Source organism: Paenibacillus sp. UNC499MF (assembly GCF_900107975.1).
Taxonomy (GTDB): Bacteria; Bacillota; Bacilli; order Paenibacillales; family NBRC-103111; genus Paenibacillus_F.
The window spans coordinates 67,155-78,787 of the sequence record NZ_FNVF01000003.1 but is presented as its reverse complement, the minus strand read 5'-3'; the positions used below and the strand labels follow the sequence as shown (position 1 = coordinate 78,787).

The following is an 11,633-nucleotide window of genomic DNA, read 5'->3' as shown; positions in this document are numbered from 1 at the left end:
ACCGGCCTGAGGTCTGAAATTACTCAAAAGAGTTTCCAAATTTTCCCGCAAATAAAAAATCGTCAAGCTCGCGCCGTCCCGACGGCTGCTCGCGCTGCAGGTGCTGTTCGGAGAGAGAGTCCGTGTTGCCGTGATAGCCGATGGCGATAACGGTATGGATATCGTAATCGTCGGGCACGCCGAGCAGCCGGCGGGCGCTCTCCCTGTCAAAACCGGCCATGGCGTGGGAAATCAGCCCTTGACGGACCGCCTCCAGTGCCAGATAACTCCAGGAAGCTCCCGCGTCGAACGCATGAGAACCGTTTACCCCTCCGGCGGGGGAAGGCGTGTGGGAAAGCAGGAGAGCCAGCACGGGCGCCCTCAGGCACCAGGATTTGTTGGAAGCTGAAATAAATTCGGCGAATACCCGCTTCTCTTCGTCCGTACGTGCGACAATATAACGCCATGGCTGAAGATTGCTGGCGGACGGGGCCCAGCGGGCCGCTTCGAACAGGCTCATCAGAATTTCGTCCGAGATCTCCTTTTCGAGAAAAGCCCGCGACGACCAGCGGTTAAGAAAGATCGGATTGATGTCATAGGCGGCGTGACGCTCATTTTGTACGTCGAAACGATGTTCCGGCATGACCATTCCTCCTGTCTTTTGAGTGACGATAGCAAAAAACGGTACACCTCTTTATTTGGACGCAAACGGCGAATCCTAAACAAAGCGGCGTATGACAGAGGAAAAAACAGGGCATGCTAGTACAGCTTCTTTTTAACAAAATGGGGGTGCTGAACATGAACTTTACAAGCCAGGATATCATTGTGATTGAAAGAGCCCTTCAGCTTGCCATCCGCAGCGAGACGAAGGAGACGAAAGCCGAGGAATACCGCGAGGTGCTTCACAAGCTCCAGCTTAGTTCCATGCAGGCTCTGCAGGAGCAGAGCGCCTTCACAACCGCCGTTCAGGATGGCATCCGCTATGATTATGACGATTCGTCCGATCTCGCGTAACCTTCAAGAACCGGATAATTGCGGGATACGGCCTCTGCCGCCAGCATACCGCTCAGCGCGACCATCGGCGTTCCTCCACCGGGATGCGTGGTTCCGCCCGCATAATAAAGGCCTTCAATCCGGCGGTCCGCGATGGACGGCCGGAAGAAGGTCGGTTTCAGTCCGTGGGACGCCCGCCCGTAGAGGGCTCCGTACATGGAGCCGCTAATTTCGGCAATGTCTCCCGGATGGAAGACGCGTTCGACTTCCGTGTTCGCGGACAATCCCTGGAGGCCCCACTGTCTCTCCAAGAGGCCGGTCAGACGGCTTCTGTACAAATCCGCCACGGAGGCGAGTTCCGATGGATGGCTTCCGAGTCTGCCGGGAACGGCGGCGGGAACATTCGCGAGAATATAGAGATTGCTTCCTCCGCCCTGACGGGCCCGCTGCGGCTCCGTATAGGAGGAGTTGCACACGTAAAGAGCCGGATTGCGGGGCCAGACTTCGCCCTCGAAAAGGTCGGTAAATTCGGTTTCATACCGGTCCGGAAAAAACAGATTGTGATGATGAAGCCGCGGAAACGTTTTGCGCACGCCGAGAAGCATAAGAAAACCCGAAGAGGACAAGCTCGTCGACGTTTGGCCCAAGAAGATGCTCCCCGGGATACTGCGGAACTCTTCCGGAATCAGGTTTAGCTGCGTCGCGTAATAATCGTTATTCGATACGACAAACGAAGCCGGAACGAAGCCGCCGGGAGTTTCAACGCCCTGCACTTTTCCGCCCCGCACAGAGATATGCCCGACCGGAATGGACGTCCTGATGTCCACTCCTTTTTTGCGTGCCAGCCTTTCCAGCGCTTCGATCAGCTTATAGTTGCCGCCCTGAACGTAATACACCCCTTTTAACAGCTCCAGGTAAGCGATCATCGACAATGTCGCGGGAGTCCGGTAAGGGGAAGAGCCGACGTAAGTCGCGTAACGGTTCATCATGGCCAGCAGACGGGGATCGTCAAAAAAAGTCTCGTGAAATTTGTTCATCGTTGTGAATGGTCGGACGCCGAGCAGGGAAATTCCGAGCGCGGGCGAGACATAATCGCTCCATTTCGTAAACGAACGGGAGAAAAACTGCCGCTCTGCGATCTGGTAAATCCGTTCCACTTCACGCAGGTAGTTTTTAAAGCCCTGACGGCTGCGGGCGGAGAAAGATTTCAGCTGTTCTTCCATAAAATGAGGATCCGCAGACAAATCGATGACGGACCCGTCCCGGAAAAAATTGCGGGAGTTCACGTCAAGCTTGATGAACTGGAGCGCAGGATCCTGCTGCTCGCCGCACTCGGTATAAAGCCGTTTGAAGACCCAGGGCATCGTCATGGTAGAAGGACCGAAATCAAACGAATAAGGGCCGTAAGCGTGGGCCTGGAGCTTGCCTCCGAGAGAGGCGTTTTTTTCAAGCAGCGTGATCTTGTATCCTAGGGAAGCGAGTTTGATCGAAGCGACAAGCCCCCCGATTCCGCCCCCGATTATGACGCCTTCAGGTGTGCGATTCATCTGTAAACCCTGCCTTTCCAAGAATAGCCCCGTTTTGTTATTCCGATATACCAGGAGCGGAGCGCGATATAGCCCAGACCTGCGAATGAAAGGGGCAAAAACCAGTGCCACGGGCCTTTCGTGCCGAACCGGTGATCGACCGTCCATTTTTGGAGAACCCCCAGCAGGTAAATCCCCGTCCAGAAGCCTCCTTCATACAGATTTCCACCGGCAAAAGCGAAAACAGCACCGAGCAGCGGCCATACATAAAGCGACCCGTACAAAAAAAGCAGGGCAAAAAGCGCCGCGGAGGAGCGGCCGACGCCCAGAAAAATATTTTTGGTGAACCCTTCCACCACATCGCGCGGCGTTTCGTACATCTCGCAGGAGGTAACGGGCGTTATATCCAGCAGGTCCGCTTGAAAGCCCGCTCTCTTCACGGCCCGCGCCAGGGCCATATCCTCAACCATTTCCGTTTTAAAAGCGGCGTGTCCGCCTATCTTCTCGTAAGCTTCTCTGGAAAAAAGCATAAAAGCGCCGTGAGCCGCCATAAAGCGGTCATCCCGGGATCGCGATACGAACCGGACGGGCAGATGGAGCGCGATAATAAAATGCAGCATCGGCAGGATGAGCCACCCGAAAGCGTGTGCGGACAAGACGCGCGGGAAGCCCGTAACGAAGGAAGTTTCCCGCGTAAAAGCCGTATGCAGGACCGAGCGGAGCATATCCGGCGTATGTACGGTATCCGCGTCGACGAAAAGCAGCCAGCTCCCGGAGGACGCTTCGTAAAGCTGGTGGCAGGCATGAACTTTTCCGACCCAGCCCTCGGGAAGCTTCCTGCCGTGCAGCACGCGAACCTGCCGATGGCGCCGGGCAAGCCCGCCGAGCAGCGCAGGCGTGCGGTCCTCGGAGCGGTCGTCGAGCACGAGGATTTCGAAGTCGGGATAGTTCTGGGCTGCGAGGCTTTCGACGCATCTTACGATGCCGCGCTCCTCGTTGCGTGCCGGCACCAGGATGGACACCCGCGGAAAAACCCCGGGAACGCCCGTCCGTACTTTCGGCCACTGCCTTATGTTCCACAGGAGCCATAAGGTGAAAAAGAGCGTGACGGAGCCGATGAGCGAAACAATCATGGTGTTTCTCTCCTTTCAGTCAGGAACGGGGATGAGCAAAAAGATCCGGCTGGTCTTGCAGGTTTCCGCGGGCTGCCCGTCCCGAGGCGGCGTATCTCCACAGCAGAAGCAGAGCGGCGCCGCTTCCGTTGATCAAAACGGCCGGCCAGAGGCCGAATGAACTGCCGAGAGCGAGAAACAGGAGCTCAAGCGTAACGAATAGAAGGAGCGGGGCGGCGGCCTGGACATCGGCGGCACGTATAAGAGCGGTTAGGCGGCCCGTCCGGCCCGGCGAATGAAGCCGGCTGCGCGGGGCCAACTTCCAGCGCATGCAGCACGCGTAAATCAGGGAGGCGGTTATCCACCAGCAGGCGAAATTGGTCCAGGGCACGCCGTGAAAAGACAGCGCTCCCGGATCGGCCCACACCCAGTACCGCTGGCGTACGGCAACGGGATCGAGCACGAGGTCGATCATCGACGCGATCCCGCCCGCGGCAGCGGCTGCGCGTATTCCCCTGCCCCGGACGAACCATTTGGCGATGGCCAGTATGAGGCACCAAGCCATCGGAATCGCCAGCGGGACCCCGAAAAGAAGCGGGGCAAAGCGGTCCGTGTACGAATAGCGGCCGAACCACAGGCCGGTATGAGAACCGAACCACTCGGAGAAGAAGGACAAGCCGCCGCAAAGGATGAGGAAAAGGAGCATCCGGCGAGTGCCTGCTTCCCGGCGCACCCAGAGCAGCGCCGCGATTCCGCCGAGCATCAGGTAGACGCTGTTGGCCCACTCCAGCCAGGGAGGCAGGAGATCCGCGAGCAGCAGAACGAAGCCGCACAGAAACCAGAACGCGTAGACGTACAAAAGCGGCTTCAGCATGTGAGACTGCTCTCCGATCCGGGAAGGAGCTGAGGCTTCCTCCAGGTCCCGCGCTGAAGCAGGAGGGTAAGCAGAATCGCCGTCTTGCGCTTTCCCGACACGCGTATGCGCCCGCTGAACACGTCGCCGCCGCGGACTCCGGCCTGCACCAGAATCTCGCGGTAGATGAGTCCGGCGGCCGAGAGAGAGGCCCGGCTGTCGCGCGGATAATAGGGGTGGGCGGATAAGCCTTCCCTGTAGTCCCGCTCGGCCCGGCTGGCCAGATGCTCGAACAGGGGACGCCAGCCCGGAGCGTCCATGCCCGCGGGAATGTTCTCCGCCCGGTAACCGAAGCGCGTCATCAGATCTTCCGGGAGGTAGACGCGGCCCCGGCCATAGTCCTCCGCGACGTCACGCAAAATATTGGTGATCTGCATCGCGACGCCGAGCCGGATCGCTTTCTCGCGAAGTGCGGGCGTAATCTTGTCCGTAAGAATGGGGAGCAGCATGAGCCCGACCGTGCCGGCGACCAGATAACAGTAGCGCTCCAGCTCCTGCATGCTGCCGTAGCGGAATTGGCTCAGATCCTGGCGCTGTCCCGCAATCATGTCCCGGAACGGCCCGGGCTCCATCGGATAGCGGCCGAATACATCGGCAAGCGCCGTCCAGCCGGGCCCCTCATCCGGTTTCCCTTGCAGCAGGCGGTTGAAGGATTGCTCGAATTCACCCAGCAGCTTACCTGCATCTCCGGGTGTTTCATCGACGATATCGTCAACGGTACGGCAGAAGGCATACACGGCCCAGACTGCCTTCCGTTTGCTCTCGGGCAGAATGGAGAAGGCCCGGTAGAAGCTGGAGGAATGCTTGCAGACGATGCTCTCACAGTAACGGTAAGCGTTTTCCAGGTCGCCAGCGTGCAACATGATCACCTCAAGTTAGAAATTTTAACAATCCTTACATATAACAAACCTTGTACAAAAAGCTCAATTGTTTTCAAAAACGTTGTAATACATTATACTAACATTATACATAAAAACATTTTTGAGTCCACCTGACCGTCCAAACGTTAGACAGAGGAGGTTGTTTACAAGATGAAAAGCAGGCATATAGCCGTTGTCGGAGCAGGACCGGGAGGTCTCAGCGCCGCCATGCTTCTGGCCAGCCAAGGCTATAAAGTAAGCGTGTTCGAAAGCCGGCCTGCCGTCGGGGGACGAAACTCATCCCTCACACTCGGGGATTACCGGTTTGACCGGGGACCGACTTTTTTAAATATGCCGTATATTCTGGAAGAGCTTTTCGAGGACGCCGGGCGCAGCGTTCACGATTATGTCCGGCTCAAAGCCATCGATCCGATGTACCGGCTCGTATTCGGAGAAACCGAATTTTACGCTCACCGGGACCGGGATACGATGGTGGAGCAGATCGAACGTATTTTTCCGGGAAACGGGCCCGGTTACGACCGGTTTATGCGCGAGGAGGGAGCGAAACTGAAGGCGCTTTCTCCTATTTTGCAGAACAAGCACGATTCTCTGCTTCATTATTTGCATCCCCGTTTTCTTAAAGCGCTGCCGAAGCTGACGGTTCACAAATCGCTTTACGGGTGTCTGGCTTCTTATTTCACGGACGAGCGGCTCCGGCTCGCGTTTACTTTCCAGGCCAAGTATTTGGGCATGTCGCCTTGGGAATGCCCCGGTGCGTTTACGATTCTTTCTTATATCGAGCACGCCTACGGCATTTATCACCCGATCGGCGGAGTCAGCGAAATTTCAAGGGCGATGGCCCGGGTCGTGGAAGAATACGGCGGAGAAATCCATACGAACTGCGCGGTCAAGCGGGTGCTGGTGAAAGCCGGACGGACAACCGGGATCGAACTGGCGGACGGTGAGAAGGTGGAGGCCGACGAGGTCATTGTGAATGCGGATTTCGCCCAGGCGATGAACACGCTTTTTGAACCCGGTGTTTTGAAAAAATACACGCCCCGCCGTCTCGGGAAAAAATCGTATTCCTGCTCGACTTTTATGATGTATCTCGCCTTGGACAAAGTATATGAAGGGGCGCATCATACGATTCTGTTCGCGGACGATTACCGGCGGAATGTCCATGAAATCGCCGCGTCCAAAATTTTGTCGGAAGATCCGTCCGTTTATGTGCAGAACCCCGCCGTCACCGATCCGACCCTGGCGCCTGCCGGCTGCAGCGGGCTTTACGTTCTGGCTCCGGTTCCGAACAACACGAGCGGCATCGATTGGGAAGCGGAGAAAGACGGCTTCCGTGAACTGCTTCTGTCGAAGCTGGAAAAACAGGCGGGATTCGCGGGGGTGTCGTCGCATATCGTCGGCGAAAAAATGATCACGCCGCTGGATTGGGAGCGGCAGCATCATGTTTACGAAGGCGCGACGTTCAACCTGGCGCATAATCTCAGCCAGATGATGTATTTGCGCCCTCACAACCGCTTCGAGGAAGCGGATGGCTGCTGGCTGGTCGGGGGCGGCACCCATCCGGGCAGCGGACTGCCGACGATTATGGAGTCGGCCCGCATCACTGCCAGGGGCATTGCCGCCAAATATACGGCGGCGGAGCGCTTCCGCCGGACAGCCGGGACGCGGGAGGTAGGACGATGAGGGACCGCAACCGCACGATCATCGTAGGCGGCGGCATCGGGGGGATGACAGCCGCCTTGTATGCCGCCGGGCGCGGGCACGAGGTTTCGCTGTACGAGCGGGGGCCGGTTCTGGGCGGACGCCTGGCGTACGAAGGAAACGGAACCTACAAGATCGACCAGGGGCCGACTATCGTGCTGCTGCCGGATATGATCCGCGGCATTCTGGAAGAGGCGGGTGTCCCGGCCGGCCGGGTTCCGCTAATCCCGTGCGATCCGCTGTACCGCATTCATTTTGCGGACGGAACGGTGTTCACGAAATGGCGGGAGGAAGCGCGCCAGATCGAAGAAATCGAGCGCTTGTTTCCGGGGGAAGCGGACGGATACCGGGCCTACATGAAAGAAATGAAGGTCCGCTTCGAAAGGGGGCGGGCCGCGTTTCTGGAAAAGTCGTTCCTGCGCAAGCGCGACTTTTTTACGGTAAAAAACACGACGGAGCTTCTCCGAATGCGGGCCTATCTCAGCGTAAGCCGGGATGCCGCCAGATTTTTCCGCGATCCGCGCCTCCGTCAGGCATATTCGTTCCAAACCTTGTACATCGGGGGCAATCCCGCAGACACACCGGCCCTGTACTCGCTCGTGCCTTACTCGGAGCATGCCCACGGCATCTGGTATGTTCAGGGAGGATATGCCGGACTTGCGAAAACGCTCCATGAGGAGCTGCTGGCCAAAAACGTGCGCGTGCATACCGGACGCGCCGTGGAGCGCGTTCTTCACGCGGAAGGCGTGTGCCGGGGAATATCCGCGGGAGGCGAGGAGATCGGAGCGGAACGGGTGGTGCTCAACGGGGATTTTCCGGGAGTTTCGGGCCTTTTTGACGAAAAGCATTCCGCGGGAAAAAGAAAGTTTACGCCGTCTTCGGGCTGCCTGCTCGTTTATTTGGGAGTGGACACCATTTACGCGGATAAGGATGTTCACCAGTTCTATTTCTCCGACCATTTCGACGGCATGATGAAGGATGTGTTTCACGGCAGAGTCGTGCCCGAGAAGCGGTGCATTTATGTGTTCAACCCGTCGCTGATCGACGGTTCCCTGGCGCCCGGGGGGCACAGCGTGCTGTACATGCTCGTCCCGGTTCCGTCCGGTGAGCATCTCGATTGGAGCGGGGCGGAAGCCCTCGCCGATTCCGTCATCGACGAAGTGGAGAAGCGCGGATTCGTCGGGCTGCGGAAGTCGGTCCGGTGGCGCAAGGTGCGGACCCCGCACGATTCGCTTGCCGGCGGGCTTTATGCCGGAGGAAGCTTCGGCATTGCGCCGACCCTGCTTCAGAGCGGCGTATTCCGGCCGCAGGTCAAGCCTTATCCGATCCGGGGCTTGTACGCGGTCGGAGCCTCGGTGCATCCCGGCGGGGGAATCCCCATCGTGATGCAGGGAGCGAAGCTGCTCGACGAGGCGATGGGCCGGGACGATCTTGCCCTTGCGCCCGGCGCCGGTGTCTGTCTTAACGAAAGCCCCGTATAAAACTGGGGCTTTTTTTCTTTTGCCCGGGAAGCGTATAATAATGAGAACAGCCGTTCTAAGCAGTCAAGGTTAAGAAGGGACGCGAATCATGAGAAAGAAACAGCTTGCCGAATTAATTCAGGAACTCCGGACCGATGAAAATATAGTGAACTGGCACGAGATCGAACCCCAGGAAGCGAAAACAAAAGCCGTACCCGGGAGTGTGGACGACCGGATCAAGTCGGCTCTGGCAAAGCGGGGGATCACGGAGCTGTACACCCATCAGCACACCGCCTACGAGACGGTGCATGCCGGACAAAACATCGTGGCGGTGACGCCCACGGCTTCCGGCAAAACGCTCTGCTACAATCTGCCCGTCCTGCAGGCCATCGCGGATAACGACAGCAGCCGGGCGCTCTACCTGTTTCCGACGAAAGCTCTGGCGCAGGATCAGAAGAGCGAGTTGAACGAAATTATCGGCGAAATGGGCATCGACATCAAAAGCTACACGTACGACGGGGATACTTCCCCGGCCATCCGGCAGGTCGTAAGGAAAGCCGGGCATATCGTCATTACGAATCCGGATATGCTTCACTCCGCCATTTTGCCGCATCATACCAAATGGGTGAGCCTGTTCGAGAATTTAAAATATATCGTCATCGACGAGCTGCACACGTACCGGGGCGTATTCGGCAGCCATGTCGCGAACGTAATCCGGCGTCTGAAACGGATCTGCAAGTTTTACGGCAGCGATCCGGTGTTTATCTGCACTTCCGCCACGATTGCCAACCCGAAAGAGCTGGCGGAACAGCTGACCGGCTCTCCGATGAGGCTGATCGACGATAACGGCGCTCCCAGAGGACGGAAGCATTTCGTGTTTTACAACCCGCCTGTGGTGAACAAGCCCCTCAATATCCGGCGGAGCGCGACAGCCGAAGTCAACAGCCTGGCCAAGCAATTTCTGAAAAATAAAATCCAGACCATTATTTTCGCGAGAAGCCGCGTGCGGGTCGAAATTATTTTGAGCCATATCCAGGAACTCGTCAAAAACGAAATCGGCACGAAATCGATCCGTGGATACCGGGGCGGGTATTTGCCGAAACAGCGGAGGGAAATCGAAAGAGGGCTCCGGGACGGCGAAATTCTCGGCGTCGTCAGCACGAATGCGCTGGAGCTCGGCGTCGATATCGGACAGCTGCAGGTGTGTGTGATGACGGGCTATCCGGGAAGTATCGCGAGCACCTGGCAGCAGGCGGGACGGGCGGGACGACGTCATGGGGAAGCGCTCATTATCATGGTCGCGAGTTCCACGCCTATCGACCAGTACGTGGTGCAGAACCCGGAGTATTTTTTCGAGAGAACCCCGGAAGCCGCCCGGATCAACCCGGAGAATCTGATTATTCTCGTGGATCATCTGAAATGCGCCGCCTATGAGCTGCCCTTCAAGGAAACGGAGGAGTACGGGCCTTTGGCGGTTACCGAGATTATGGAGTTTCTCGTGGAAGAGCGCGTGCTGCACCGCAATGCGGATACATTCTACTGGGCGGACCAGTCTTTTCCCGCCAGCAATATAAGCCTGCGGTCGGCGTCCCAGGAGAACGTGGTCATTATCGACCAGTCCGATGTGGCGAACGTCCGGATTATCGGGGAAATGGACCGGTTCAGCGCTATGACGCTTCTGCATGACGAAGCGATTTATCTTCACGAAGGCGTGCAGTATCAGGTCGAAAAGCTGGACTGGGAGCACAAAAAAGCGTACGTCCGCGAAGTGGACGTTGAATATTACACGGATGCGAACCTGGCCGTCCAGCTGAAAGTGCTGGAGATTGACAAGACGCGGAGCCTTGCGAAGTCGGCTTTGCATTACGGGGACGTGACGGTGAACGCGATGCCGACTATTTTCAAGAAAATCAAATTGAGCACCTTTGAAAATATCGGTTCCGGCCCCATTCATCTGCCCGAAGAAGAGCTGCACACAAGCGCGGCTTGGGTGCAGCTTGCCGAGGTCGATCCGGAGCTTGGCGTTAAAACGCTGGAGCAGCTTCTGCTGGGAATTTCAAACGTCTTGCGGCATATCGCGCCCGTTCTGGTCATGTGCGACCGCAGCGACCTTCACGTCGTTTCGCAAATCAAGGCGGCTCATACGGGCCTGCCGACGATTTTCATATACGATCACTATCCCGGCGGAATTGGCCTGGCCGAGGAAGTGTACGGCCGCTTCGAGGAAGTTAAACAGGCCGCCAAAAATCTCATCCGGAAATGCGCGTGCGAAGACGGCTGTCCGTCCTGCATCGGAAGTGAGATTGAAGGAGTCCATGCGAAGCGGACCAGTCTTAAGCTGCTGGATCAGCTGTAACCGGAGAGACGGCAGGCTAACTTTTCAAATAAACGGAGGTGCCCGTATGGTCGTGTTAGAACCTATGCTGCCCGAACAGTTTGATGGCTGGCTGGAGCTTTCCGTAAGGGAATATGCCGAAAGTAAATCGAAAGCCGGTAATACGGAGGCCGGGAAAGCCTTGGAAGACTCGGCTCGTGAATTTAAAGAGCTGCTGCCGGACGGATTAAATACGGCGGACAGCTATATTTTCAACGCAATGGACGAGGAAAGCCGTCAAATCGTCGGTACGCTGTGGATCAAAGTACGCAAGGAACAGCAGGAAGTATTTATTTACGGGATTCGTATGGATGAAAATTTCCGGGGGAACGGGTTCGGCAAGAAAACGCTGCATGCCCTGGAGGCTTTCATAAAAGAAAGAAGGTTGCCTCCGAAAATTTCCCTGCATGTCTTCGGAGACAATGAAATCGCCCTGAACCTTTATAAATCTGCCGGTTTTAAAGCTACAAATATTCGTATGTCGAAGGTTATCGGCGAATGAACGTTAAACGAGGTTTACCCGAAAATGCCCAGGTAAGGATGGATGCCCGTCATGTATCGGTACCGAAATAAAAGTGTTGAGCCTTATAAATATTTAGCGGCCGGAATGGCGATGCGGGAATTCCGCGAGGGACGAGGATTGCGGCTGCCCGCGTCCGCCGAACCCGGCCGGCCGGACTGCGGCGGGACAGTGCCG

General features: G+C 57.0%; 10 protein-coding genes. 5 read left to right on the top strand and 5 right to left on the bottom strand.

Annotation, left to right across the window (positions count from 1 at the left end; genetic code table 11):
• Positions 1-19: 19 nt before the first annotated feature.
• Entirely contained in the window at positions 20-622 is a 603-nt protein-coding gene (locus C4S74_RS08395) for a nitroreductase family protein (RefSeq protein ID WP_103994897.1), read from the bottom strand.
• Positions 623-735: 113 nt separating this feature from the next.
• On the opposite strand from C4S74_RS08395, the gene C4S74_RS08390 reads away from it, so the two are divergent.
• Positions 736-993: a hypothetical protein gene (locus tag C4S74_RS08390; protein WP_103994896.1), complete on the top strand. Its 258-nt coding sequence runs from the start codon at positions 736-738 to the stop codon at positions 991-993.
• Here C4S74_RS08390 and C4S74_RS08385 read toward each other — a convergent pair.
• The 4 genes from C4S74_RS08385 to C4S74_RS08370 are packed head-to-tail and all read right to left on the bottom strand — an operon-like array spanning position 966 to position 5,386.
• Positions 966-2,519 (bottom strand): NAD(P)/FAD-dependent oxidoreductase, encoded by a 1,554-nt coding sequence (locus tag C4S74_RS08385; protein WP_103994895.1) that lies wholly within the window; start codon positions 2,517-2,519, stop codon positions 966-968. The genes C4S74_RS08390 and C4S74_RS08385 overlap by 28 nt on opposite strands.
• On the bottom strand, positions 2,516-3,631 hold the full coding sequence (locus C4S74_RS08380) for a glycosyltransferase family 2 protein (RefSeq protein ID WP_103994894.1): 1,116 nt from the start codon (positions 3,629-3,631) through the stop codon (positions 2,516-2,518). The genes C4S74_RS08385 and C4S74_RS08380 overlap by 4 nt, the downstream gene beginning before the upstream one ends.
• Positions 3,632-3,650: 19 nt before the next feature.
• Positions 3,651-4,484: a carotenoid biosynthesis protein gene (locus C4S74_RS08375; RefSeq protein WP_103994893.1), complete on the bottom strand. Its 834-nt coding sequence runs from the start codon at positions 4,482-4,484 to the stop codon at positions 3,651-3,653.
• The gene (locus tag C4S74_RS08370; RefSeq protein WP_103994892.1) at positions 4,478-5,386 is read right to left on the bottom strand and encodes a phytoene/squalene synthase family protein; all 909 of its coding nucleotides are present in this window, start codon (positions 5,384-5,386) and stop codon (positions 4,478-4,480) included. Before C4S74_RS08370 ends, C4S74_RS08375 begins: the two co-directional genes overlap by 7 nt.
• Before the next feature lie 168 nt (positions 5,387-5,554).
• Here C4S74_RS08370 and C4S74_RS08365 point away from each other — a divergent pair, with 168 nt between their 5' ends.
• The 4 genes from C4S74_RS08365 to C4S74_RS08350 all read left to right on the top strand — a co-directional run bounded on the left by C4S74_RS08365 (position 5,555) and on the right by C4S74_RS08350 (position 11,438).
• A complete protein-coding gene (locus C4S74_RS08365; protein WP_103994891.1) occupies positions 5,555-7,084 on the top strand; it encodes an NAD(P)/FAD-dependent oxidoreductase in 1,530 nt (509 codons plus the stop codon).
• Positions 7,081-8,583 carry an NAD(P)/FAD-dependent oxidoreductase gene (locus C4S74_RS08360; protein ID WP_103994890.1) on the top strand — a complete coding sequence of 501 codons (1,503 nt, stop codon included), beginning with the start codon at positions 7,081-7,083 and terminating at the stop codon, positions 8,581-8,583. Before C4S74_RS08365 ends, C4S74_RS08360 begins: the two co-directional genes overlap by 4 nt.
• Before the next feature lie 88 nt (positions 8,584-8,671).
• Positions 8,672-10,918 carry a DEAD/DEAH box helicase gene (locus C4S74_RS08355; protein WP_103994889.1) on the top strand — a complete coding sequence of 749 codons (2,247 nt, stop codon included), beginning with the start codon at positions 8,672-8,674 and terminating at the stop codon, positions 10,916-10,918.
• A gap of 46 nt (positions 10,919-10,964) precedes the next feature.
• Entirely contained in the window at positions 10,965-11,438 is a 474-nt protein-coding gene (locus tag C4S74_RS08350; protein WP_103994888.1) for a GNAT family N-acetyltransferase, read from the top strand.
• The last annotated feature ends 195 nt before the right edge of the window (positions 11,439-11,633 follow it).

What these genes read in the sequence shown, in the direction of transcription:
- C4S74_RS08395 (WP_103994897.1), bottom strand. Translation starts at nt 622, where the DNA reads ATGCCGGAACATCGTTTCGACGTACAAAATGAGCGTCACGCCGCCTAT.
- C4S74_RS08390 (WP_103994896.1), top strand. Translation starts at nt 736, where the DNA reads ATGCTAGTACAGCTTCTTTTTAACAAAATGGGGGTGCTGAACATGAAC.
- C4S74_RS08385 (WP_103994895.1), bottom strand. Translation starts at nt 2,519, where the DNA reads ATGAATCGCACACCTGAAGGCGTCATAATCGGGGGCGGAATCGGGGGG.
- C4S74_RS08380 (WP_103994894.1), bottom strand. Translation starts at nt 3,631, where the DNA reads ATGATTGTTTCGCTCATCGGCTCCGTCACGCTCTTTTTCACCTTATGG.
- C4S74_RS08375 (WP_103994893.1), bottom strand. Translation starts at nt 4,484, where the DNA reads ATGCTGAAGCCGCTTTTGTACGTCTACGCGTTCTGGTTTCTGTGCGGC.
- C4S74_RS08370 (WP_103994892.1), bottom strand. Translation starts at nt 5,386, where the DNA reads ATGTTGCACGCTGGCGACCTGGAAAACGCTTACCGTTACTGTGAGAGC.
- C4S74_RS08365 (WP_103994891.1), top strand. Translation starts at nt 5,555, where the DNA reads ATGAAAAGCAGGCATATAGCCGTTGTCGGAGCAGGACCGGGAGGTCTC.
- C4S74_RS08360 (WP_103994890.1), top strand. Translation starts at nt 7,081, where the DNA reads ATGAGGGACCGCAACCGCACGATCATCGTAGGCGGCGGCATCGGGGGG.
- C4S74_RS08355 (WP_103994889.1), top strand. Translation starts at nt 8,672, where the DNA reads ATGAGAAAGAAACAGCTTGCCGAATTAATTCAGGAACTCCGGACCGAT.
- C4S74_RS08350 (WP_103994888.1), top strand. Translation starts at nt 10,965, where the DNA reads ATGGTCGTGTTAGAACCTATGCTGCCCGAACAGTTTGATGGCTGGCTG.